23 protein-coding genes and 6 tRNA genes are annotated in these 24578 nt (G+C 59.8%); 12 read left to right on the top strand and 17 right to left on the bottom strand.

Annotation, left to right across the window (positions count from 1 at the left end):
• Positions 1-41: 41 nt before the first annotated feature.
• The 4 genes from FFI94_RS13475 to FFI94_RS13460 all read right to left on the bottom strand — a co-directional run bounded on the left by FFI94_RS13475 (position 42) and on the right by FFI94_RS13460 (position 3469).
• Positions 42-596 carry an HIT domain-containing protein gene (locus tag FFI94_RS13475; protein ID WP_138868307.1) on the bottom strand — a complete coding sequence of 185 codons (555 nt, stop codon included), beginning with the start codon at positions 594-596 and terminating at the stop codon, positions 42-44.
• Positions 593-2650, bottom strand: coding sequence for a threonine--tRNA ligase (gene thrS, locus FFI94_RS13470; protein ID WP_138868306.1), 2058 nt, complete (start codon positions 2648-2650; stop codon positions 593-595). The genes FFI94_RS13475 and thrS overlap by 4 nt, the downstream gene beginning before the upstream one ends.
• 131 nt (positions 2651-2781) lie before the next feature.
• Positions 2782-3183, bottom strand: coding sequence for a TIGR02611 family protein (locus tag FFI94_RS13465; RefSeq protein WP_260684483.1), 402 nt, complete (start codon positions 3181-3183; stop codon positions 2782-2784).
• Between the two features lie 214 nt (positions 3184-3397).
• Positions 3398-3469, bottom strand: a tRNA-Val gene (locus FFI94_RS13460).
• Between the two features lie 285 nt (positions 3470-3754).
• Between FFI94_RS13460 and FFI94_RS13455 the strand changes: the two genes are divergently transcribed.
• From FFI94_RS13455 to FFI94_RS13435, 5 genes are all read left to right on the top strand, one after another.
• Positions 3755-3827 (top strand) — tRNA-Gly (locus FFI94_RS13455).
• Between the two features lie 25 nt (positions 3828-3852).
• Positions 3853-3923: transfer RNA gene (locus FFI94_RS13450), tRNA-Cys, on the top strand.
• Between the two features lies 1 nt (position 3924).
• Positions 3925-3999 (top strand) — tRNA-Val (locus FFI94_RS13445).
• 92 nt (positions 4000-4091) lie between these two features.
• Positions 4092-4167: transfer RNA gene (locus FFI94_RS13440), tRNA-Gly, on the top strand.
• A 17-nt stretch (positions 4168-4184) separates the two neighbouring features.
• Positions 4185-4259: transfer RNA gene (locus FFI94_RS13435), tRNA-Val, on the top strand.
• A 143-nt stretch (positions 4260-4402) separates the two neighbouring features.
• Here the strand turns inward: FFI94_RS13435 and FFI94_RS13430 are convergent.
• From FFI94_RS13430 to FFI94_RS33650, 11 genes are all read right to left on the bottom strand, one after another.
• Positions 4403-4885 carry an alpha-isopropylmalate synthase regulatory domain-containing protein gene (locus FFI94_RS13430; protein ID WP_138868304.1) on the bottom strand — a complete coding sequence of 161 codons (483 nt, stop codon included), beginning with the start codon at positions 4883-4885 and terminating at the stop codon, positions 4403-4405.
• 209 nt (positions 4886-5094) lie between these two features.
• Complete coding sequence (locus FFI94_RS13425; protein WP_138868303.1) at positions 5095-5679, bottom strand: TetR/AcrR family transcriptional regulator; 585 nt, start codon at positions 5677-5679, stop codon at positions 5095-5097.
• Positions 5680-5719: 40 nt separating this feature from the next.
• Positions 5720-6580, bottom strand: coding sequence for an enoyl-CoA hydratase (locus tag FFI94_RS13420; protein ID WP_138868302.1), 861 nt, complete (start codon positions 6578-6580; stop codon positions 5720-5722).
• A gap of 72 nt (positions 6581-6652) precedes the next feature.
• A complete protein-coding gene (locus FFI94_RS13415) occupies positions 6653-7660 on the bottom strand; it encodes an LLM class flavin-dependent oxidoreductase (RefSeq protein ID WP_138868301.1) in 1008 nt (335 codons plus the stop codon).
• Between the two features lie 48 nt (positions 7661-7708).
• The gene (locus tag FFI94_RS13410) at positions 7709-8782 is read right to left on the bottom strand and encodes a branched-chain amino acid ABC transporter permease (protein WP_138868300.1); all 1074 of its coding nucleotides are present in this window, start codon (positions 8780-8782) and stop codon (positions 7709-7711) included.
• A gap of 6 nt (positions 8783-8788) precedes the next feature.
• A complete protein-coding gene (locus FFI94_RS13405; RefSeq protein WP_185993193.1) occupies positions 8789-9661 on the bottom strand; it encodes a branched-chain amino acid ABC transporter permease in 873 nt (290 codons plus the stop codon).
• Entirely contained in the window at positions 9658-10491 is an 834-nt protein-coding gene (locus FFI94_RS13400; RefSeq protein WP_185993192.1) for an ABC transporter ATP-binding protein, read from the bottom strand. The genes FFI94_RS13405 and FFI94_RS13400 overlap by 4 nt, the downstream gene beginning before the upstream one ends.
• Before the next feature lie 20 nt (positions 10492-10511).
• Complete coding sequence (locus tag FFI94_RS13395; protein WP_138868297.1) at positions 10512-11243, bottom strand: ABC transporter ATP-binding protein; 732 nt, start codon at positions 11241-11243, stop codon at positions 10512-10514.
• A gap of 3 nt (positions 11244-11246) precedes the next feature.
• The gene (locus FFI94_RS13390) at positions 11247-12413 is read right to left on the bottom strand and encodes an ABC transporter substrate-binding protein (protein WP_185993191.1); all 1167 of its coding nucleotides are present in this window, start codon (positions 12411-12413) and stop codon (positions 11247-11249) included.
• 151 nt (positions 12414-12564) lie between these two features.
• Entirely contained in the window at positions 12565-14100 is a 1536-nt protein-coding gene (locus FFI94_RS13385) for a class I adenylate-forming enzyme family protein (protein ID WP_138868295.1), read from the bottom strand.
• Positions 14101-14206: 106 nt separating this feature from the next.
• The gene (locus FFI94_RS33650; RefSeq protein ID WP_185993190.1) at positions 14207-14350 is read right to left on the bottom strand and encodes a hypothetical protein; all 144 of its coding nucleotides are present in this window, start codon (positions 14348-14350) and stop codon (positions 14207-14209) included.
• Between the two features lie 67 nt (positions 14351-14417).
• Here FFI94_RS33650 and FFI94_RS13380 point away from each other — a divergent pair, with 67 nt between their 5' ends.
• Positions 14418-15662: a helix-turn-helix domain-containing protein gene (locus FFI94_RS13380; protein ID WP_185993189.1), complete on the top strand. Its 1245-nt coding sequence runs from the start codon at positions 14418-14420 to the stop codon at positions 15660-15662.
• Here the strand turns inward: FFI94_RS13380 and FFI94_RS13375 are convergent.
• A complete protein-coding gene (locus FFI94_RS13375) occupies positions 15648-16388 on the bottom strand; it encodes an SDR family NAD(P)-dependent oxidoreductase (RefSeq protein ID WP_138868293.1) in 741 nt (246 codons plus the stop codon). The genes FFI94_RS13380 and FFI94_RS13375 overlap by 15 nt on opposite strands.
• Before the next feature lie 285 nt (positions 16389-16673).
• Between FFI94_RS13375 and FFI94_RS13370 the strand changes: the two genes are divergently transcribed.
• Genes FFI94_RS13370 through FFI94_RS13345 form a run of 6 tightly spaced genes read left to right on the top strand, consistent with a single transcriptional unit; the run spans position 16674 to position 23173 of the window.
• Positions 16674-17795, top strand: a complete 1122-nt coding sequence (locus FFI94_RS13370) for an amidohydrolase family protein (RefSeq protein WP_138868292.1) — start codon at positions 16674-16676, stop codon at positions 17793-17795.
• On the top strand, positions 17792-18925 hold the full coding sequence (locus FFI94_RS13365) for an amidohydrolase family protein (RefSeq protein ID WP_138868291.1): 1134 nt from the start codon (positions 17792-17794) through the stop codon (positions 18923-18925). The genes FFI94_RS13370 and FFI94_RS13365 overlap by 4 nt, the downstream gene beginning before the upstream one ends.
• A gap of 3 nt (positions 18926-18928) precedes the next feature.
• Complete coding sequence (locus FFI94_RS13360) at positions 18929-19435, top strand: Rieske (2Fe-2S) protein (RefSeq protein WP_138868290.1); 507 nt, start codon at positions 18929-18931, stop codon at positions 19433-19435.
• Positions 19428-20387, top strand: a complete 960-nt coding sequence (locus tag FFI94_RS13355) for a PDR/VanB family oxidoreductase (RefSeq protein ID WP_138868289.1) — start codon at positions 19428-19430, stop codon at positions 20385-20387. Before FFI94_RS13360 ends, FFI94_RS13355 begins: the two co-directional genes overlap by 8 nt.
• Positions 20388-20426: 39 nt before the next feature.
• A complete protein-coding gene (locus tag FFI94_RS13350) occupies positions 20427-21596 on the top strand; it encodes a thiolase domain-containing protein (protein ID WP_138868288.1) in 1170 nt (389 codons plus the stop codon).
• Positions 21596-23173 carry an AMP-binding protein gene (locus FFI94_RS13345; RefSeq protein ID WP_138868287.1) on the top strand — a complete coding sequence of 526 codons (1578 nt, stop codon included), beginning with the start codon at positions 21596-21598 and terminating at the stop codon, positions 23171-23173. Before FFI94_RS13350 ends, FFI94_RS13345 begins: the two co-directional genes overlap by 1 nt.
• On the opposite strand, the gene FFI94_RS13340 is transcribed toward FFI94_RS13345, so the two are convergent.
• Complete coding sequence (locus FFI94_RS13340; RefSeq protein WP_138868286.1) at positions 23174-24559, bottom strand: GH1 family beta-glucosidase; 1386 nt, start codon at positions 24557-24559, stop codon at positions 23174-23176.
• Positions 24560-24578 lie beyond the last annotated feature (19 nt).

Here is a 24578-nt window from a genome sequence, read left to right as displayed (position 1 = left end):
GTGAGCCCCGAACCGGGACCCGACGAATCACCTCGGCCCGCTCACTCTTGCCAAGCACGAGCGAGTAATCCCCTGGTCTCGCGCAACAACTGCGGCATTACCTTGACCCCACCCAAGACGGTGATGAAGTTGGCATCGCCACCCCACCGCGGAACCACATGCTGATGAAGGTGCTCGGACAGCGAGCCACCGGCAGCGGCGCCGAGGTTGAGACCCACGTTGAAGCCATGCGGATTGGACACACTCTTGATGACCCGCAGCGCGCGCTGCGTGAACGCCATCAACTCGGCGCTTTCCTCCGGCGTCAGGTCTTCGAGCGCCGCGACCTTGCGGTACGGCACCACCATCAGATGACCAGGGTTGTACGGGTAAAGGTTCAGGACCGCGTACACGTGCTCACCGCGGGCGACGATCAGCCCTTCCTCATCCGACATCTTGGGAATGTCGATGAACGGCTCACCCGTTGTGCCCGGGGTGTTGGGTGCCTCCGTGATGTACGACATCCGGTGGGGCGACCAGATCCGCTGAAGATGGTCCGGATCTCCGACACCCTGATCGATCAACGAACCTGGGCCTTCACTACCCGGCGCGCTCATGGCGCCACGCTTGACTGAACCAGTTCCGCACTCGGAGAAGCATTCTCGCGTCGAGCGATCCACTCCGTGATGATCCGGACCGCGTCGTCGGTGGGGATGCCGTTGATCTGCGTTCCGTCGCGGAAGCGGAAGCTGACCGCGCCTGCCTCGACGTCTCGCTCACCGGCGAGCAGCATGAACGGAACCTTCTGCGTCGTGTGGTTGCGGATCTTCTTCTGCATCCGGTCGTCGCTGAAATCGACCTCGGCGCGAACGCCTGCCGCCTTGAGCTTCTTGGTGACATCGAAGAGATGATCGACAAACGCCTCAGCGACCGGGATACCGACAACCTGCACCGGCGCGAGCCACGCCGGGAACGCGCCCGCGTAATGCTCGGTCAGCACACCGAAGAACCGTTCGATCGAGCCGAACAGCGCCCGGTGGATCATGACCGGCCGGGTCTTGACGCCGTCGCTGCCGGTGTATTCGAGGTCGAAACGCTCGGGCAGGTTGAAGTCGAGCTGAATGGTCGACATCTGCCACGTGCGGCCGAGCGCGTCCTTGACCTGCACGGAAATCTTGGGGCCGTAGAACGCGGCTCCACCCGGGTCCGGCACCAAGTTCAGGCCTGATGCCTCGCCGACCTCGGCGAGTGTTGCGGTCGCTTCTTCCCAGACATCGTCGCTACCGACGAACTTGTCCGGGTTCTTGGTGGACAGCTCCAGGTAGAAATCGTCGAGACCGTAGTCCTTGAGCAAATTCAGCACGAATTGCAGCGTGGTGGTGAGCTCGTCGCGCATCTGCTCGCGGGTGCAGTAGATGTGCGCGTCGTCCTGAGTCATGCCGCGCACGCGCGTCAGACCGTGGATGACGCCCGACTTCTCGTAGCGGTACACGGAGCCGAATTCGAAGAGCCGCAAAGGCAATTCGCGGTACGAGCGGCCACGCGCACGGAAGATCAGGTTGTGCATCGGGCAGTTCATCGGCTTGAGGTAGTAATCCTGGCCCGGCTTGCGCACCGTGCCGTCCTCGTTGAGCTCCGCGTCGACGTGCATCGCGGGGAACATGCCGTCCTTGTACCAGTCGAGGTGACCCGAGACCTCGTACAGATGGCCCTTAGTGATGTGCGGGGTGTTGACGAACTCGTAGCCGGCCTCGATGTGGCGGCTACGCGAGTAGTTCTCCATCTCGGTGCGGATGATGCCGCCCTTCGGATGGAAGACCGGCAGGCCAGAGCCCAACTCGTCCGGGAAGCTGAAGAGATCGAGCTCGGTACCGAGCTTGCGGTGATCGCGGCGCTCGGCCTCGGCCAAGAGCTCCAGGTATTCGTCTTGCGCCTCGGTGGACTCCCAGGCGGTGCCGTAGACACGCTGCAGATCGGCGTTGTCCTGGTTGCCGCGCCAGTAGGCAGCAGAGCTTCGGGTCAACTTGAAGGCCGGAATGTGCTTCGTGGTCGGGATATGCGGGCCACGGCACAGGTCGGACCAGATGGTGTCGCCGGTACGCGGATCGAGATTGTCGTAGATGGTCAGTTCGTTGCCACCGACCTCCATGATCTCCGGATCGTCGATGCCCGACTTGTCGTTGATGAGCTCGAGTTTGAACGGCTCGTCTGCCAATTCGACGCGAGCGTCCTCGATGGAATCGACAACTCGGCGCGAGAATCGCTGCGATCCCTTGATGATCTGCTTCATCCGCTTTTCGAGCTTGGTCAGATCCTCCGGGGTGAACGGACGATCGACGGCAAAGTCGTAGTAGAAGCCATCGGTGATCGGCGGGCCGATTCCCAGCTTCGCGTCGGGGAATTCCTTCTGCACTGCCTGCGCCAAGACGTGTGCGGCGGAGTGACGGATAACGCTGCGGCCGTCCTCGGTGGAGGCTGCAACGGGTTCCACCTCGACGTCGACCTCCGGGGTCCACGACAGATCCTTGAGCGTTCCTTCACTGTCACGAACGACGACGATGACGTCCGGCCCCTTCGTGGGATATCCAGCCTCACGCACCGCAGTCCCGGCGGTCGTCCCCGCGGGCACCCGAAGTGGGGCGGCTGAGTGCTCTGGCGCGGGACTGGTCACGGCGATGTGCTCCTAATGTATTGCGGCTAGTAAATCGTGCATCGCACCCACAGCGAGCACGTGCACGATCATGTTATCTACCCTGCCGACCCGAGGAGTCAACCGACTGAAGTTAACAAGCCACTTTCAGCTCAGAGTGGCGACTCGAGCCAGGAGTAGTCGAGGCCAACCCAGGTCCCGATCAGGCCGAAGGTGCCCAGAAGCCACAACGTCGCGATGACGATCACTGTGGTGAACAGAACGCCGATTCCCTTCACAACCAGTGACTGCTTGCCGAACCACGTCATGAAACGGTCGTACCGCGCCTTGGCGAAATGCAGTAGTCGATGCGCCCACGCGAACTCCGACGCCAGGATTCCGAGGCCGGCAAAGACGATGAGCCAACCGGGTCCTGGATAAGGAATCGCCAGAACGCCGGCCGCCAGTACGATGAGCCCGACAAAACCCACTGCGATTCGATACGCAAGATTGAGACTCGGACTGCTGGCAATACGTGCGCGCCACTTCGTCCAGCGGGACTCTGCCTCGTGGATACGAGACTCGGCTTCGCGAAAGAGGGTCAGGTCGGAATCGTCGACGGGAGGGTCGACCTTTTTGGTAGTCAGCTTCCCTCACCTGTTTCCATAGATAGAGCACGTCTTGCGCCCCAGGCTACCGAAATCTTGGGTGCGCCCGGATTGTCTCGTCGGGTGCAGAAACGACTGAAGGCGTCCCCGATATCTCGGGAACGCCTTCAGGGTGTACTTGTGGTCCCGGCTGGGATCGAACCAGCGACCTTCCGCGTGTGAAGCGGACGCTCTCCCACTGAGCCACGGGACCTCAAAACTCGTTCGAACGCATGCGCTCGAACGAGTTGGAACATTAACACGCTCGCGCCCTGAATACGAATCACCAGGTTGGCATTCATTCTCCTCGCTCAGCGCCCGATTTCACCCATTCCAGAGCCTCACATGCGCGCTCAACCGACTGAAAACATCGCAAATTTGAGCGATCCCACCACCAAAACACCGACTGAGCTGGTGATTTGTATGAATCCGACACCGTCGGCTAATGTTTTCAACGCACCGAGGAGAGCAACCAACTCCCCAAGCAACACGGTGCGATGCGGACGTGGCGCAGCTGGTAGCGCACAACCTTGCCAAGGTTGGGGTCGCGGGTTCGAATCCCGTCGTCCGCTCGAGAGGTGTAACTCAACCTTTTACGGTGGAGTGGCCGAGTGGTGAGGCAACGGCCTGCAAAGCCGTGCACACGGGTTCGATTCCCGTCTCCACCTCGCGCGATTAGCTCAGCGGGAGAGCGCTTCCCTGACACGGAAGAGGTCACTGGTTCAATCCCAGTATCGCGCACCACGTCAGGCCCTCGGGCCTGATGGTCAAGATCCGCTTGCGGGTCTGATAGGTTAGACAAGTACTGAGCGCCGGTAACGGAGTTCATTACACATGCGGACGTGGCGCAGCTGGTAGCGCACAACCTTGCCAAGGTTGGGGTCGCGGGTTCGAATCCCGTCGTCCGCTCCATTTTTATCTCCAGACCCGCGCGATTAGCTCAGCGGGAGAGCGCTTCCCTGACACGGAAGAGGTCACTGGTTCAATCCCAGTATCGCGCACCACGGAAATATGCAGAAAGCCGGAAACCCTCACGGGTTTCCGGCTTTCTTTCGTTGTACGCCGAATTATTGATGCATCCGCACGCACTGATCCGGAACCCTGTCAGGGTTCCGGATCAGTGCGTGCGGATCGTGAGTTCGACTCTTCAGTTCGCGAAGCGGTTGGCTGCCGACGTCATCGCACGCAGTGACGACTCGGTTGCCGACTCGCCGATGCCCATGGCCCAGTTCCGGCGACCGTTGCACTCCGTGAAAATGAAGGTTGCCGTGCGGTGGCCGATTTCGTGCTGATGGAACGAGAGAATCTCCAGCGAGATTCCTGCGTCGTGCAACATCGATGTCATCGCAGAAATTGCTCCGGTTGCGGTGGCGGATGCCGTCGCGATGCGCTCCCCCAGACCGAGAGTCGCTTCGTACGCCCAGCGACCGGGTGCGATCTTCTCGCTCGACCATGCACCCAGACGGATCGGACCACTCATTGCCGCGTACGTGGATTCGAATTCGTTCCACGACATCTCAGCGCATTCGGAACGCAGGCCGGTAGGCAGGGATTTTCCATGTCGCGCGGCAAAAGGATCACCGGCAAAGGAAAAAGCAGAATCAGAAGCGAAAGCGAAGTTGTAAGTCATTGTCGTGGTCTTCCTGGAATGAAGTGGAGGACCAACTGGTAGCACGACGACCCGCAGCGGGGGGTCGGTCCGATTCAGACCCCGCTACGGCGGTGTACTACGAGAATGCGCTTCATGTGAGTGAGGCTAGGCGGCCAGGAGCCAGAATGCAAACCTGGCCACGAAGCAGCCTCTTACCTCGACAAGTTCACCGACTTTGGCCGACAGACTCACTTACGTACAAGCAATCCGTTCAGAACGAGGTCAGAAAACTGATCGGCGACTTCCTCTGCTGTCGCTGGACCATCCGGATCGAACCATGTGTACGCATGTATGAACAGACCCAGCAGGCCGTACGCCGGTAGCCGACCCGACATCGAGAACCGATTCTCCGCTACTCCCCCGGCGAGCATATTCATCACGCCTTGTTCGTAGTCGTGCAGTGATTTCTCGATCTGCGCCCGCAGGTCGCCTTCGAGCCACACCCAATCTCGGAAGAAAACCTGAATTGCCTGGCGATTATGCGATATCTGACGCATCATCAAACGCCCGAACAACCTGACACGTTCTTCGGAGTCGACGTTCGCACTCATGACGTCCTGCCAATCCGAGACCATCGCCGTCATGAGGCGGTCACATACTTCGAAGAGCAGTGCCTCTTTGTTGGCAATGTGATAGTAAAGCGTTCCACGTCTCACATCCGACGCACGCTCGACGTCGGTCATGCTTGCACCGAGATAACCCTTTTCTGCAAAAACTTTTGTGGCTCCTTGCAGTATCCGCTCTTTCGAGTCCGCCGCTCGTGTATCTGCCACCCGTTTACCTCTTCATCCTCAGCACTCGATTCACCTGTGGTCAAGATGACTGGCGAATACGCTTACGGACCTCTTCGAGGGATCCCGGCTCGACCAGCGTCCCCGTCTGACCGAGGTTGTGAGCATGTGCCAGTTGATGATACGCGAATGCCGTCCGCAGAGCTTCGGACTGTCCCTGGCTGTCGAGCGAACTGTTGACACTCATCTTCGCCAACCGAAGACCGAATGCAGGATTTCTCGCGATCCTGCGTGCGAGGTCCTCGGTGAAGCCGGCAAGTTCCTCGAGCGAGACGACATGATTAACCATGCCAACACGGCGAGCTTCGTCCGCAAATATTGCATCTCCGGTAAACAGAAATTCCTTTGCCCTGCGCGCGCCCAACTCCCACACATGTGTGAAGTACTCGTGACCGTTGACGTTAAAGGCGACGATGGGATCACGGAACGACGTATTGTCTGCCGCTACGATGAGATCACACGGCCACACCAACATAAGGCCGCCGCCGATCACATTTCCCTGAACCTGGGCGATGGTTGGCTTCGGAAAGTCCCGCCATCTACGCGAGAGCCCCAAGAACGCGTCACATTCCAATTCCATCCAACCTTCGATGCCAGGTTTACTTCCCCGAACCGACTGCACCACAACGGGTTTATCCAGAACATCGACCATATCTACATTGATGCCGGTGCCGGGACTGGTGTCGTGGCCTGCCGAGAAGTCAGGGCCATCGCCTGCAAGTATCACGACCTTGACCGACTCGTCTGCACCGGCGCGAGTAAACGCATCGTCGATTTCGTACAGCATCCCCAGATTCTGAGCGTTTCTTTTCTCTGGGCGCGCGAGGAGTATGCGGACGATATCCGTTTCGACGTGCTCGTAGCGAATGTATTGATATGTCATGTCAGTTCCTCATCGGAGATATTCGATTTCAACGTGAGCATTCGCGTCACGATCGAGCACCATGCTGTGTGATCAGGCAAAGCGAGGAATTACTTCGGAACCGAATCGGCGAAGTTGCTCGCACACGACATCATGAGTCGGACCCGTCGCCGTGTGAAAGAGCGGCAACATCATGTCGACCTGCATATGCTGCTCCCACGCTCTAATCGATTGCTCACAATCATCGGCATTTCCGTAGACGAATCGATGCTGGAAATCATCGAAAACGATGTCGGACGCCTGTTTCGCGGTTTGCCATGCTGTCGACAGATCGGGAGCACCCTTTTCCCAGTACGACCGAAGAGTTCGCATCACCGGCGGTTCGATGATCTCCTGTGCGGCCATTTTGCTATCGGCAATAGCGGTGTGACGCTGCAAAATGAGCGAGACTTTGTTGCCATGCTCCGCTGCACTTTTCTGATAAATGTCATTCATCTCGACGGCTCGATCCGTGTCCGTCAACTGGTCGATGAACAGGCTGTCGGCAAACTTTCCCGCCCTTTCTACTCCCTTGTCCGAGGACGAACCCATCCAGATCGGCACGCCGCCTGGCTGCGTCGGCGGCGGCATGACCTTGACGTTGTCGACGGTGGTCCGGCGCCCGACGTAGTTGATGGAGCGTTCTGTCCGAGCTTGTTTCAGCACGTTCAATGCATCTTCGAAGCGGCTCGGACGCTGGTTCACTTTCAGCCCGAACATGGTGAAATCCTGTTCCCAGTAACCCATTCCAACACCCGCGATTGCGCGTCCACCGGAGATGGCATCGAGCGAATGGAACTCCTCGACAACCTGCATGGGGTGTTTGAGGCCGATCAGCGAGATACCGGTACCGATCCGGAGTGTTGTTGTTCTGGACGCAATCGCGGCCGCCACAAGCAGCGACGATGGGATGAATCCTCGTGACTGGTGGTGTTCGGGAACCAAACAGAAGTCGAACCCGTTGGCTTCGGCGATCTCGGCCTGTTCGATGCACTGTGCGATTGCCTCAGGGAACGATGTTCCCTTTGCTGCAGAAGGAATTACGAGCATTCCAAATTTCATGAGAGCTCCTGGGGAATAGTGCGAAAATGATCGACTGTCAGTCCTGATCTACTGCGGTAGGACTCCCCCCGCGTTTCGAGCGTTCCTGCGGTTGAACCACGATTGAACGGAGCGTTTGACGGCACCGACAAGACCGCCTTGAACGGCTGTGGCAAAAACAATGACAAGACCGCCGTAGATGATCTGCGTAAGTTGAGGAACGTATTTTTCGAAACTGTCGGCTCCTCCGAATACGCCGAACACCTGCGGGATGAGCAACGGCAATCCGATCACGACAAAGGCGCCGATCACCGGGCCCCACAACGTGTCGATACCACCGATGAACACCATCGCAACGTATGAGATAGCCACAACCAACGTAAATGTTGTCGAGGACAGACTTCCGAGCAAGTGGACGCTGAGTGCCCCTTGCATTCCGATCAGGCCCGAAGTGAAGGCAAATACGCCGAACTTGTAGCCGGCGACCCGAACTCCGACCACACCGGCGACAACCTCGTGATCTCGAATCAGCCGGAGAGTGCGCCCTGATTTGCCGCGCATGAGAACAGAGACCATGACAATCACTACCGCCACGATCGGCAGCAAGGTCCACGTCCACATCTGCTGCGCTTTCAGCAGTCCGCCACGGAATACCGGTTCGATGATGAAAGCACCTTCACCGACTGCTGAGGATTGGTAGCTGTGCGCAACATAGGCCACGATAAACGTTGCTGCCAGGCTCACGAGCGCCAAGTACAGCCCTCGGATCCGGAGCGCCGGAATCGCAACCACCAAACCGCCGAGCGCTGCGACGACAGTTCCGAAAATCACGTCGACGGGAAAGGCCCACCCAGCGCGCTGGGCAAAAACAGCACCGAACGCGCCCAGGGCGAGGAAAGCGGCATTTCCGATCGAAATCTGGCCTGCAGTTCCCATCAGAAGGTTCAGCGCCAGCGCCCCGATACAGGCGAGTAGGGCCGTGTTCAATACAAGAACGGTGTAGGACGACTGTGTCGAAGCCACGGTGATACCGATCGCGGCAACCGCGAGCATCAACCAGAGGCTACGAGGAGCCTTGGAAATCAAAGGCTTTCGCACTCGCGGTGCGGCTGCTGTCGAAGCTTTTTCGACTGTCAGTGTCATGGATACTCACACCTTCACGATTTCGGGTGTACCGAACAAACCATGGGGCCGGACGACCAGGACTCCGATGAGAATCAGGTACACAACGAGTACAGATACTTCGCCGCCGAGATAGACAGCAGCGAAGTTCTGCAAGATTCCGATGGTCAAACCGCCGACCAAGGCTCCGGGAACACTGTCGAGGCCGCCCAGGAAGATGGCAGGAAGCGTGGAGAAGACAATTGCGACCATCGCAGGATTAGCGACGTAGACGCTGCCGTAGACGACACCCGCCACGCCGGCAAGAGCGGCTCCGATCGCCCAGGCGACCAGGTAGTACCGCGAGATGTTGATTCCGGCTTGGCTCGTCAGCAGCGGTGCTTGACCAGCAGCGCGTAACCGGACACCAACCGTTGTAAATCGGAGCACGGCAGCAACCACCGCAATCAGTACGACACTGAATACGAAGATGACGATGCTGCGGCCCGACATTGTCGAGCCGAGAATATCGACCGTACCGTCCCCAGTACCCGGGAAATGCAACGTGTACTGGGTCGAGCCGAAGGCAATACCCATGACACCGTCGAGAACTGTTGCCAACCCCAACGCAGCAATCACCGCCATGAACTCCGGACGCCCGATTGTTCGCCGGAGAAACGCAAGATGGGACCCCATGCCGATGACGGCCACAACCGCGAGGGAGGCAAAAATTGCGGCAACGTTTCCCCATCCATTCGACGTCCAGTAGCCGACGAGATAGGCCGCAAACAACATCAGTTGTCCATGGGCGAAGTTGAATACACCAGTTGCTCGGTAGATCAGAACCAAGCCAAGTCCGACCAGTGCGTAAAGACCACCAAGAGTCAGCCCCGAGAACAGTGTCGATATAACGGTATTCACTTCGTACCCACGCTTTCGGTTGAAGGTCGACCTGCAATCGGCCCCGCAGAGTCCGTCGGTGTCCTCACCACGTCGGGGACCGCACCTCCGAGACTTCGTCCGAATTCTTCGGACGTGAGGACGTCGTCCGTCTGGCCGATCATCATCACGGCACCGGCCTCGAGGCACAGCACCCGATGAGCGGTGGAACCAACCAGGTCCAGGTGATGTTCGACCATCACGACAGTGCGCTGGCCGGACTTACCCCACTCGAGCAACAGCGATTCCACAACCGCACGCTCGGCACGGTCGAGGCCGGACGACGGCTCGTCCAGAAGGAGGATGGTCGGCGAGCCCGCCAATGCACGTGCGATGTCGACCAACTTGCGTTCGCCGTACGACAGCGCGTCCGGCATGTCTTCTCCGCGACCGCCTAGTCCCAGCTCAACGAGGATCTCTTCGGCCCGATCCACTAGTCCGGCTTCCCTTCGTCGCACCTTCCACGGCGCGAGCAGTTGCGAGGCAACCGAGTATCCGGTGGACATGAACATCCCGAGCATCACGTTGGAATGAACGTTCTCAGCTTCGATGAGTCGTGGTTCCTGGAACGAACGCGTCACGCCTGCCCGAGCAATACGGCGCGTCGGAATATTGTCAATTCGCTTGTTCGCCAGCTCTATTCGACCACCACTGAGCGGAATCAGACCACATAAAGCGTTGAGAAGGGTGCTTTTCCCTGCACCGTTTGCACCAACTACCGCCAGTATCTCACCGCGGGCAATATCGAAACTGACGTCATCCAGAGCTCGCAAGGCTCCGAATTCGGCTGTGACAGAATCTAAACGAGCCACAGGTTGAGAATTTCCATTCGTCATAACGTGCTCCCGACTTCAGCAGAATCCGCCGGGCCGGCGAGATAGTCCGATGCCGTCCCTGATGACACGAGTTCGCCACCGGCGATGAGATAGCAGTAATCGGAAACACCGACTGCGAAGGAAGTGCTCTCGTCTACAAGTAGTACTGACACCCCGCTATCGGCAATCGTTCGGACTGCCTTGACCAACTGCGGATGCATACTCCGATGCAGACCCAACGTGATCTCGTCTACGACAAGCAGCAGTGGACTGGCAATCAGAGCTCGCCCGAGCGCCAACATCTGTTGCTGGCCGCCACTGAGAAGGCCGGCGGGACTGTTGAGCTTGTCCCGAACCATCGGAAACAGGTCGAAGACAAATTCGAGACCCTCTTTTCGACTACGGCCATCCGGTCTGGTGCGAACCATCGACAGGTTCTCCCGCACCGTCATTGCGGGAATCACCTTGTGTCGCTCCGGAATGAACGCGACTCCGCGCTGCGAGAATTCGTGCGGCTTTCGGTTGTTCATCGTCTCGCCCAGGACCGACACACTGCCTCGCACAACGCGGGCGCCCTCAGACGGGAGGAATCCGGTACAGGCTCGTACCGTCGTGGTCTTACCGGCGCCGTTCGCTCCCAGCAGTGTCACGACCTGTCCCGCGCCGACGCGCAGCGACACATCGAGAATTCCGAGGGCACCACTGGGATACCTGACGCTCAGATTCTGAGCTTCGAGCACAGTCGACATGAGCTATCCAACCGACTTGCGAGTGACGAGATCCCCTGAGGGTGTAACTCCCGCACTACTCCAGGTGTAGAAAGACACCGCATTCACAGCCGTATGGTCGTCGGCAGAAAATCCGAGAACTCCGTCGAAAACTCCTTCCGGAGTGTTGAAGTCACGAACATCCTGCAAAGACGACATCAGAGAAGCGGTATCGCAATCCTCACCACACGTCTCGAGTGCCTCGACCAGGACCGCTGCCTGCCCGTAGCCGACCTCAGCCCACGGATCGTTGGCGAAATTTCCGTAGCCTGCGTCCGAAATTGCCTTGCTCACCGCGGCCGGGGGCACCATCGGGTTGTAGCTCATCGCGTAGATGTTCGGGTTCTTGGCGCGCTCGAGAATCGATGCCGTGACCGATACGTTTGCGACGATCGGTCCGCTGTACCCGGCATCCTGGAGTGCCTGAAAGCCCGGCACATTGTCGTTGCCGAAGAAGAATGTCATAACCAGATCCGGTGCTGCCGCGGCAAGTGGGGCCGCTTGCGGGAACGACGTCAACTGCAGCGGTGCGGGAACTGGGTTGATCACAGTGGCACCCGCTGCCTCGATCTGAGTCCTGGCGGATTTCATCCATGCTTCCCCACCCGGCGTTTCGACATACACGATGGCAATCTTCTTTCCTGTAAGACTCCCGCCGAGCAACTGCTGAGCTTTGGCCACCTGTAATTCCGCCTGAGTCTGGACACCTGCGGTGATACTGAAGAACCACGGAACCGGTGGCGGACCAAGCAAAGTCGACTCCGGTCCTGCGCTGAGCACCGGAGTGTCCGCGGTGGTCAGGACCGGAATACCCGCCTGAATCTGAGACGTCAGCGCCAGATTTGCCAGAGCGATCGGCGAGTCGGCAAGCGCTCGTTCGTATTGTGAGCGTGCCGTGGTCGCGTCGGATTGCGTGTCGAAGGTCGATGGCAACTCGATCGTGGTGCCGTTGACGCCACCCGAATCGTTCACCGACCGGATGTACGTACGGAATCCGGCGTCCAACGGGCCGGCCACTGCGGCGCCGCTTCCCGTCATGTCCCCCACGACCGCAACCTTGATCGTGCCCGAGTCCTCTTCGGATGACGAACACCCGACAAGACCAAGCGCACTGACACCGGCGATAGCCAGAACCAGCGCCGGTTTGCTCATTACTCGCGAAACTCCCTGTTTCCGGGCAGCATTGATCGAAGTGTTCGGATTCATATCGTTACCTCTGGCTCGAATGAGTCCGTCGGGTGTTCCCGACGTTCTGAACTACCCTGCCGATCTGGCGATCGGCCGGTTCTCAACTGATGAATGGTCAGGTGGCCGACAGCGCACGCAGCTGATCTTTCTTGACGCGACCTGTGTCCGTGCGCGGAAGCACGTCGATCACCTGGATATAGCGCGGGATCATGAATTTGGGAACTCTGCTACGCAGGAACTCGCGGAGCTCGTCGGCATCGAAGTCTTCACCCGGAAGCACCTCGACAAATACTTTGATGTCTTCGTCACCGTATCCCGACGGAACACCGACGGCAGCACTGTCGCGGACCTTGTTGTGAGCGTTGACTTCTTGTTCTAGTTCCGCTGCTGAAACATTTTCGCCGCTACGCCTGATCGAGTCCTTCAAGCGTCCGACAAAATAGTAGTTGCCGCCCTCATCGCGGCGCAGCAGATCACCCGAGTGGAACCATCCGTCGACGAATACCGCGGCTGTTTCGGCGGGCATGTCGAAGTACCCGGCGGTCAGGCCGTCGTGCGGTGCTTTGACCCACGCCTCACCCACCTCACCGTCGGCAACATCATTTCCATCCGCGTCGACCAGTCGCAGCTGATCGCCTGGCCGCAGTCGACCGCAGGTTCCAGGGCATTGCGGCCCGAGTTCGGAGTAGGTCACCGAACCGGTTTCACTCAAGCCCCAGAGCGTGAAGATCTGAACGCCGAAACGACTTTGAAACTGTGCAACGTCGGCGGGAATCGGCGTAACCGACAGGTACCGCAGCGATGTCGAGTTCTCCAGCGTCGTCGGCGGAGACTTCAGGAGGAACGATGCCATCGATCCACCCAGAATGGAAGCAGTGCAACCATATTCAGAAACATCGTCCCAGAAGTCCTGCGTTCTCCAACCGTCACGCAAAACTACCATCGAACCGGCGGCAGCAGCACTGTGAACGGCCGCCATTCCCGCCAGGTGCGACATCGGCAACGGGAGGTACCACGTGTCCTCGTCAGTTAGCGCGTCAAACGGAGTGCCACCGAACAATCGCGCCAGCAGCGCCCATGACATGCGCACACCCTTGGACTTCCCAGTCGTGCCCGAGGTGTAGACGATGCCGAATTCGCCATTGGACGCTTCTTCGTCGTCAAGCCGATGAACCGACTTTCCCTCTTGGACAAGAGAATCAGCGTAATAGACAGATGGCAAGGCACTGCGAACGCCATTCTTCCCCCCACCTCCCACCACGATAAATGCGCGAACCGATGGCAGATCCGAACACATCTTTACCATTTCGTCCAAGTAGTCGACATGAACCACGCAGACAACAGATTTCGACTGCTCGACCACATATCGAAGACTCGAACCGAGGAGCGAGGCGTGGACGGCGACACATCGTGCTCCCACTGCGCCCACTCCCGCCCAGCTGGCAACCCAATCGATCGAAGTCGGCATCATGAGCGCTACGTTGTCGCCCACCTGTATACCCGGTTCAGACAATGCAGCTGCCCAGGCCCTGGCGGATGAGCGTAGTTCGCCGTAGGTGACTCCCCGCCCACCCACCTCAACCAGGAATCGTCGGTGTGCGTTGCTCTCACACTGTCGCTCGACCAGCGAACCAAGTGCCTGGATAGTCATTCTGAACCCTCTCTATCGACTAGTCAGTCTAAAGATAGTGTGATCTGACGCACACGTCAATCGCAATCTTCTGCACGGCTTAAGATTTCGCCCGAAAAATGCCATTTCACCGCCGTGGTTGCGCGGAGCGCATCGCCGGCGTCATGATGGATCCGGTCTGCTTCCGGACCAATTTCTGCTCGGCAGCTGCCTTGATACGGCCCCAGAAGCCGTCGACCTCGCGGCCCGGTAGCCGCTGGCCGACACCCATTCCTTTCGTACAGACGCCCGCCGCGAATGCCGAGCACAATCGGCATCCTCCGAGAAAGGTCCGACGCTTGCGCACCGACGACATTCAAGACGCAGTTGACGAACTCGCCGAAACTCTCCGGCGAGCGGTGGTTATCTGCGACCCGGTAGTACGACTTATCTGTGCCAGTAGACATTTCGGGGACGCGGACGGTCAGCGAGTCAAGGCAATGCTGCAGCGCGAATCCGGCCCCGAAGCAGCGCGGCACGTACTCGAACAAGACGTCGGCCACTGGTCGAGAACCGGAATCATTCCGGCCAAGCCGGAAATCGGAATGTCCGCACGACTGTGTGCTCCGATCCGCGCCGGCCGGCACGTGTTGGGATATGTGCTTGTCATCGACGCACACGGCGACCTCACCCCCAACGACATCGAACTGATAACCGCACTCGCAACCCGTATCGCCACACCGCTCGCGGCAGACGATTCTTCAGCAGGCAACGCCGACCGCGCACGCGAAGAAGCGACAGTGCTTGCGTTGAGCGACGATGCGCAGCAGCGCGAGACAGGGATACGGATACTCGGTGCTTCGGCCGGACCCGCGCACGTCAACGTTGTGGGGATCTCGATCCCGGACGATCACGATTTGCGAATGAAGGAGACGGTCGTTCACCATATCCGCGCGTGGCGGCGCAACACCGGGCAATCTGCCGAAATCGGCTTCGAGAATAACCTTGCCTACCTCGTTCGGACCTGGCCGTTTGTGCCTTCCGACAACCAAGTCCGCGCACCGATCGTCGACCTCGTCGGAATCCTGACGTCGATCGCCGCACCGAACGACAGTGTCATCGCCGGGATCGGCGAGCTCGTCGCCAACGCACACGACGCCTGGAAATCTCGAAAGACCGCAGATATCGCATTATGCGCGGCGCGCACTCACGCTCATCGACGTCCCGTCGCAGACTGGGCGACGCTGGGAGCCGATGCCCTACTCGTGCAACTCACCCAGCGCACCGAATCCGGCTATCTCGAGCCTGCGTCGATCCGAGCGCTCCGCTCCGCCGACACCTCAGGGACGCTCACCAAGACACTGCGTGCCTTTCTCGATCACGGCGGGTCCGTGCCACGCGCTGCCGCGGCCCTCCACCTGCATCGCACATCGCTGTACTACCGCCTGGATCGGATACGCGAGCTAACCGGACTTGATCTCGACGACGGTGAGAATCGACTACTTCTCCACTTGAGTCTGCGACTGACGTTGAATGCGAACAACTCCGACATCAACCATCCCGACACCAACCCCATCGGCGAGGATGCCTCAACCGAGGTGTGAGCCCCCGTTGATATCCAGTGTCGCCCCTGTCATGTACGACGCGGCCGACGACCAAAGAAATACCACGCCGCTGGCAATCTCAGCTGGCGTGGCCAACCGGCCGAGTAGCGACTTGGAAGCCAATCGCTCCACCCGGTCCGTATCCGATCCCACCATCGGCGTCGCCGTGGCGCCGGGGGCAACACAGTTGACCCGGATCCCCTGAGCGGCCAACTCCGACGCGGCACCACGCGTCAAGCCGATCACGCCTGCTTTTGATGCGCCGTAGATCGAGCCGCCTACATATCCGCCGCCGGTGTAGGCGGCCGCGGACGCCGTCAACACTATCGACGCATCCGGTGCCAGGAATCCCAGCGCCGCTTTGAGGACGTTGATCGATCCCATCAAATTGACCATCAAACAGCGATGAGCCTCCTCGTCGGTCACGGTGACGATTGTGCGCGGCAGTGTAATTCCCGCCGAAACGAAGACACTCCCGATAGGCCCGGATTCGAACGTAGCGGCAAATGCGTTGCGCAGCAGCGATGGATCAGTGATGTCTGCCTGTCGATAGTTGACGGAGTCCAGCGCCGCGAGTTCCGCCGAGGGTTCGGCTGCGAGGTCGAAGACCGTGATCGCGTCGGCGCGACCGACCATCGCCTGAACCACCGCGAGGCCGATTCCACTATTTCCACCGATCACGACGGCCGGCCTGGTCAACAATTCGATATCCGTCGACGACACCATTGAATTCTCCTCTTCGTACACACGGAAACTTGTGTCCCGCCCTGCATTCGAAGTCTTCACTGCCGAACTGGACTGATCTACCTCTATCTGTCGGAAATTTCACGACGAACTTCGACACTCTGTGGAAATGCTCCGTCCGGGCAGATAGCACGCGTGAACTATGTAACTCTGGCATTCGACGTTCGACATCGCTCCCGATACAGCCGAATCCCACGAAGGCCCACTCGAGCCCCGATCGCTGGTGCGGGAACCGCCGATTTCTCCCGCAGAAAGGCTTGAACTCCCATGGTTGATCGCATTGCCCATGACCACTCACCGCTCACTGCCGCCGTCGTCGACTGCGACGTCCACCCCGTACTCACGTCCTCGGAACAACTGCTGCCGTACCTCGACGATTACTGGGCAGACCAACTCGTCGCACAGTTGACTCCGACATACGAGCCCAACTACCACCCCCGCGGATCTGCAATAGCCCAATTGCCCCATGCAACAACCGATATCGACAATCGCGCCGCAACCCACGTCGACGGTCTCACCACGGACGTCTTCGCTGACGGCCGCACCGACTACGCGATACTCAATTGCCTGTACGCAGTTCAACAAATCCATCAGCCCCAACGCGAGCGCGCACACGCACGGGCGCTGAACACCTGGATTGCGCGTGAGTGGCTGGATCGAGACCCACGACTACGCGCGTCGATCGTCGTCCCCGTCGGCAGCGCGCAGGCTGCGGCGGAAGAAATCGAATACTGGTCGCACGACTCTCGATTTGTCCAGGTGCTGCTGCTGGGACAATCCGAGTTGCTGTACGGACGGGAATCGAATTGGCCGATCTGGGCGGCGGCGGAGCGGGCCGGCCTCCCCGTCGCCATCCATATCGGTGGAGTTTTCCGACAGGCGCCGACCTCGGTCGGATGGCAGCAGACGTATCTCGAGTGGTACGTCGGTCAGCAGTCGAACATCGAAGCACAGTTGAGTTCGATCGTCTCCGAGGGCGTCCTCCACAAGTATCCGGGAACCAAGGTCGTGGCCTCCGAGGTCGGATTCAACTGGGTTGCTCCGTACTTGTGGAAGTTCGACAAACTCTGGAAGAGCTATCGACCGGACGTGCCGTGGATCGATCGCCCACCGTCCGAACTGATCCGTGAGCATGTCCGCTTCACGACAAGCCCCTCCGACGGCGCCGAATCTGCCGGAGAACTTGATCGCGCAGTCGATCGAATGGGTTCCGACGCCATGCTCGTCTACTCCAGCGACTACCCGCACAGCCACACCTCCGGCTCACACGATCTTGCGAACGGGACCACGAATTCCCATCTGATCGACCGGATCTATCGACACAATGCGTTCGACCTCTTCGGGCTGAGCGCGTCGACTCGAGCAGAAAGCGTAGGTGAACAAGCATGAGCGTTTCGTACGATCAGCCCGCCGGACGAGAGAGCCTGGCAGCCCCGACCGTGGGATCCGGAATCGTCGATGTCGACATCCATCCGGTGCCCAAACCCGGTGTCCTACGCCCCTATCTCTCGGAGCGCTGGCGCCGGCACATCGATGAATACGGTGTGCGAACGACAAACGGCCTTGCCGATCTCGGCGAGTATCCCCAACTGTACGGAGGCGCAGCCCGAGCCGATGCGTGGCCCGAATTCGGTTCGCCCGGTTCCGATCTGGACATGATTCGTCGCCAGTTGCTCGACAAGCACGACGTCGAACTCGGAGTTCTGCAATGCCTCACTCCCGGTGGAGCCGCCCTCAACCCAGCTGGACAAGCACTCAACCCCGAACTCGCCGCAGCGCTCACTCGAGCTATCAACGACTGGCAACTCGAACACCTCGTCTACGAGGAACCACGCCTTCGCGCGTCCATCCCCGTCGCATTCGAAGCACCCGACCTCGCCGTCGACGAGATCAACCGTATCGGCGACAATCCCGGCGTGGTGTCCATCCTCGGACTCAGCAAGACCCTGGAGCCGATGGGCAACCGAAAGTACTGGCCGATCTACGCTGCCGCTGTCGAGCACGGTCTGCCCCTCCAGATCCACTTGTCCCAGGGCGGCGGGCATGCAAACACCGGCACAGGGTGGACCTCCTACCACACCGAATATCACGTCGGACACACACAGAGCTTCCAGTCGCAGCTACTCAGTGTCATAGTTTCGGGGATCTTCGACCGCTACCCAGATCTACGCATCGTCTTCGTGGAAGGAAATGTCGCACATTTTGTTCCGCTGCTACGGCGGCTGGACTACCACTACGAGACTCTACGATCCGAAGTCCCCCATCTGACACGAAAGCCGTCCGAGTATGTGCGCGATCATGTTTGGCTGTCGACACAGCCCATCGACGAGCCGCCCAACTCCGCACACCTGGTCGAGATGATCGAAGAATTCGGCATCGACAACATTCTTTACGCGTCGGATTATCCTCACTTCGACTTCGACGATCCAGACACAGCTTTTCCGCGCATCTTTCCGCCGCACCTCCGGGACAAAGTCATGCGAGAGAACGGCAAACGACTCTTCAGGATCGAGGACTGAGCCATGAGTAGGTACATTGTTGCGGCGGTCAGCGACATCAAACCGGGTGAACGAAAGATTGTCACGCTCGACGGTCGGTCGATCGGTGTCTTCAACGTGGACGGTGAATTCTTTGCCCTTCTCAATCAATGCCCACATGCCGGCGCACCGCTGTGTGAGCATGGAACTGTCTTCGGATCAGCCTCGGCTGAGAAGCCCGGGGACTCAATCGAATACGTCCGCAACCGCTCCATCCGGTGCCCGTGGCATCAATGGGAATTCGATCTCCGGACCGGTCAGTCCTGGTACGACCCGGCAAACGCCCGCGTCCGCAAGTACGAAGTCGACACGGTCGTCACCGCAGCCGACATCTCGACGGATGAAGCACAAAGGACGCCGGGACCACACATCATGGAAGGTTACGAAGTCACGACCGAGGACATGTACGTCGTAGTGGACACCTCGCGGCGGCGAGCGGGAACACAACGAACTCGGCACATTGCGACGCGAAACGCAGCGACAGATGCCTGAGGCGCTCGTCGTCGAGCCGCGTATCGCAGTGCTTGTCGCCGGCGTGGAATACGTGACCGCCGATATCCTTCACATCACATTGGCCGCACCTGACGGCGTTCCACTTCCGAAGTGGGAGCCGGGATCGCACATCGAGGTCGCGCTCACCACGGATCTCATCCGTCAGTACTCGCTGTGCGGCGATGCCGACTCGCCGAATTGGTGTATTGCCGTTCACCGCGAGTCGGAGAGTCGAGGCGGATCGGCGTGGATTCACGACAACATTCACGTCGGGCAAACGCTGACAGTCAGCGAGCCTCGCGCGCGCTTTCCGCTGGTCGACGCGCCACACTACCTCTTTGTCGCCGGCGGCATCGGAATAACCCCCATTCTCGCGATGATCGACGCGTGCGATCGCCGAAAGGCGTCGTGGCGTCTCGTGTATACCGGTCGCAGTGAATCGACGATGGCGTTCACGGAGACGCTTCGCCGATACGACCCCAACGTGAGTATCCATCCGACTGATGCTCAGGGACGCATCGACGTGGCGGGACTCGTCAGCGAAGTCCCGTCCGGTACCGCCGTTTACTGCTGTGGGCCAAGCACACTCGTCGATGCCGTGGAATCGGAGGGCGCAGCGCATCCAGAAGTCACGGTTCATGTCGAACGTTTCCGTCCACGGGACGGCGCGTTGTCGGGGACGGACACCGAATTCGACGTGATTCTCGACGAAACAGGAGTCACGGTACGGGTCGGTTGCGGCCAGTCCATACTCGACGCACTGGAATCAGCCGGCATCCACGTCCCCACTTCGTGCCGTGAGGGCACTTGCGGCACATGCGAAACGGTTGTCCTCGAAGGTATTCCGGATCATCGCGATTCGTATCTGACGACCGCCGAACAAGAATCCAACGAAGTGATGATGGTGTGCTGCTCACGCTCGACGGAGGACGTCCTCGTCCTCGATCTCTGATCCGCATCTCTTTTTCGGCACATGTACAGGAGTCCCAGAATGACCCATGCAACAAATCTGATCGGTTGGTCGCACACCGTTTTCGGCAAACTCGACGCACCCGATGTCGAAACACTGATGGGTGAAGTTGCACTCGCGGCGCTCGCCGACGCCGATGTCGCGCCAAAGGACGTCGACGCCATCTTCGTCGGCGTGTACAACAACGGATTTTCCAAGCAGAGTTTCGATGCCGCGCTCGTCGGGTCCGCATGCCCCGAATTGGCGTATGTTCCGGCAACCCGCATGGAAAACGCCTGTGCCACAGGTTCTGCCGCGCTCTATGCGGCATGCGACTTCGTTGAATCCGGACGTGGCCGAGTGGCTCTGGTGATCGGCGCCGAGAAGATGACCAGGGCCTCGAGAGCTGAGGTGAACGACATCCTCCTCGGGGCATCGCACCAACGTACCGAGGCTGATTTCGGCAGCTTTGCAGCCATTTTCGGTGAATTGGCGAGAGGCTACGGTGCGCGCTACGGCGATCAGTCCGACACCCTCGCTGCTATTGCGGCCAAGAATCATCGCTACGGCGTCGACAATCCGTATGCCCACCTGCGCAAGGATCTCGGGCTCGAGTTCTGCTCCCAGGTCTCCGAGAAGAACCCACTCGTTGCTGGGCCGCTCCGAAGGACCGATTGCTCGCTGGTCTCCGACGGCGCAGCAGCACTCGTCGTGGCGGACGCAGCAACGTCGCGGCATCGCCTGTGCAGCATCGGCATTCGATCACGATCGCATGCGAATTCACCATTTGCAGTAGCCGCACGACGTGACCCGCTGTTCTTCGACGGTGCCGCAACGGCGTTTCGCGGCGCGCTCGAGTCTGCGGGTCTGACACTCGCCGACCTCGATCTGCTCGAAACACACGATTGCTTCACTCAAGCCGAATTGATGCAGTACGAAGCCTTCGGACTTGCCGAACCCGGCCACGGACACCGTGTTGTGGAGGAGGGCGTGACAGCGCGTGACGGCGCCCTCACCACCAACGTCTCGGGAGGATTGAAGTCGAAAGGTCACCCCATCGGAGCGACGGGTGTCTCTCAACATGTCATGGCTGCAATGCAATTGAGCGGTGAAGCCGGGGCCATGCAACTCGATCACCCCGCGCGCGCCGCAGTCTTCAACATGGGCGGCGCCGCGGTCGCCAATTACGCGACGATTCTGGAGGCAAAATAATGAACACGCCACTCCGAAAGCGCGCAGTGAATCTCGCTACCGCACTTACCCGTACCGCACGCAGATTCCCCGACCGGATGGGGGTGTCGTGTGCCGACAAGGTGCTTACGTGGCGGGAACTCGACGATGCAGCCACTGGGCTAGGTGATGAATTGCAACGACGCGGCGTCCGGCAGGGCGATTCGGTCCTGATTCACAGCGGCAATCATGTGGAATACGTGATTTCGATATACGCAGTGCTGCGAATCGGCGCCGTCTTGGCACCGACAAATTCACGACTCGCGCCACACGACGTAGTGACCATAGCCGGTACCGTTCGTCCCACTGCGGTGCTGTGCGAGCGTTCCCACACCGACCACGCCCGCGCCATCACGGAGGCGATCGACATTCCCGGCGGGGTCCTCTGGATCGGAGCAGCGCAGTCCGAACCGGACAGTGTCGCCGGCGTTGCCCCGCGCCACGATTCCGGTAACGCCGACGTCATGCCCGGCGACCCAGCCTGGTATTTCTTTACTTCCGGAACGAGTGGCCCACCGAAGGCAGCGATCCTCACACACGACCAACTCGGGTTTGTCATTACCAGTCACCTGTGCGATCTGATGCCAGGAACCGATGAACGCGATGTATCGCTGGTTGTCGCTCCGCTGTCGCACGGCGCGGGAATTCACCTGCTCCCGCAGGTTGCCGTGGGAGCAGGGTCCGTGCTGACGGCCTCGCCCAGGATGGATGCGGCAGAAGTGTGGCGTCTCGTAGAATCTCAGCACGTCACCAACGTCTTCACGGTGCCGACCATCCTCAAATTGCTGGTAGACCATCCTGCCGCCCTGACCCATGACCATTCGTCGCTGCGCTACGTCGTGTATGCGGGCGCGCCCATCAATGCCACCGACCAGGCGCACGCGCGCCAGGTACTCGGCGAGGTACTCGTGCAGTACTACGGCCTGGGTGAAGTCACCGGGAACATCACCGTTCTGCCACCCCGTCTACATGGACGGCCTAGCCCCGAAGGAGTCGCAACGGGCACGTGCGGTTACCCCCGAACCAGCATGCAGGTCAGCATTCAAGATTCGAACGGCGGCCAGGTAGCACTCGGGGAGCGCGGCGAAATCTGCGTCGCGGGGCCAGGGGTTTTTGCCGGCTACCTCGACAACGCTGTCGCCAACGAATCGGCCTTCCGCAACGGATGGTTCAGGACCGGCGATATCGGACTGCTCGACGATAGTGGGTTTCTCTACATCACCGGCCGACTCTCCGACATGTTCATTTCGGGCGGTTCCAATATTCATCCTCGAGACATTGAAGAGAAGCTCCTCACACACCCCCACGTCGCCGAAGTGGCAGTGCTCGGTATGCCCGATCCAGTTTGGGGTGAGACCGGTGTGGCGGTATGCGTCCCAGTGGCCGGATCCACTATCGGGACCGAAGAACTTCGAACGTGGGCAGCGAAGGGGCTGGCGTCGTACAAAGTGCCCCGCCACTTCTACATGTGGGACCAGCTGCCGAAATCTGCATACGGCAAGGTCGTCAAGAGAGAGATCCGATCACTGCTCAGCGCGACAGTCTGGCCTCCGGAATAATCACGAGGTGACTGCCTTGTGCGCCGCAATCACGCTGCGGTACCACTCGAACGACGCCTTGGGCGTCCGTTGTTGAGTTTCGAAATCGACGTGGACGAGCCCGAATCGCTCCTGATAGCCGGCTGCCCACTCGAAATTGTCGAGCAGCGACCACACAAAATAGCCGCGTACGTCGACGCCGTCGTCCATGGCCGATCGCAAAGCCCGCAAATGAGCGTCGTGATACTCGATCCGGGCAGTGTCGCTCACCTCGCCCGCACTGTTCGGTGCGTCGTGGAACGAACATCCGCTCTCGGTGATGTAGATCGGTGGCAGGGACTCACCGAACCGTGAGTGGAACGTCCGCAGGATCTCCCCGAGCCCTTCGGGAACGATCGGCCATCCGAAATCGGTTGTCGGATAACCGGTTATCGCCACCGGCGCAAAAGGAAGTCCCGGTGGCAGGTCGATCTCGAGAACCCCGTCGGTGCCCTGCCCCTCGACGGGGGCGGCGATCATCGTCGGCTCGTAGTAGTTGATGCCGTACCAGTCGAGGGGCGCACTGATGATCGTCAGATCCTCGTCGATCGGCCCGGTGAGCAACTGCGCGAATTCGTCGGCCGGATACTTTCCGAGCAGTATCGGGTCGGCGAACATCCAATTGACGACGTGGTCGTAGATGTCTGCGGCCATCACGTCTTCCGGCGAATCCGATGCGGCCCGCACCGGCGCGTGGTTCGACGCGATACCGATGCCCGAACATCCCGCCGACCGCAACGCGTCAACAGCCACACCGTGTCCGAGTAGTTGGTGATGCGCGGCTTGGAAGGCTGCGAATCCCAGAGAGAGCCCCGGCGCATGTACCCCCAGCGCGTGGCCGTACAGGGTGTGAACAACAGGCTCGTTGAGTGGCATCCACATGCCGACGCGATCTGCGAACCGGTCGCCCACGATCTGGGCAAACTCCCCCAGCCGAAATGCTGTGTCACGGTTCATCCATCCGCCCTGCTCTTGCAGAGCCGACGGCAGATCCCAGTGAAAGAGCGTGACAGCGGGTGTGATTGCGGCGGCACACAGGCGGTCTATCAGGCGGTCGTAGAAATCGAGACCCTCCTGGTTGACCGCGCCCGATCCGGTGGGAAGGATCCGCGACCACGACAGCGACAGGCGATACGTGTCGAGCCCGAGTTGCGACATCAAGTCGACGTCGGATTCCCAGCGGTGGTAGTGATCGGCGGCGACCGCGCCGGTTTCACCACGGACAATGGCACCGGGCTGGGCACAGAAGTCGTCCCAAATCGACGGTCCACGACCGCCTTCGGTGACTGCGCCCTCGATTTGGTACGCCGCCGTCGCGGTCCCCCACACAAACTCGGGCGGGAAGGCTGCTGTTGGATGTCCACTCATGATGGTCAGTTAACCAAAG

Source organism: Rhodococcus sp. KBS0724 (genome assembly GCF_005938745.2).
Classification (GTDB): domain Bacteria; phylum Actinomycetota; class Actinomycetes; order Mycobacteriales; family Mycobacteriaceae; genus Rhodococcus_F.
The sequence above is the reverse complement of the archived record's forward strand: the minus strand, read 5'-3'. Positions and strand labels throughout refer to the sequence as shown.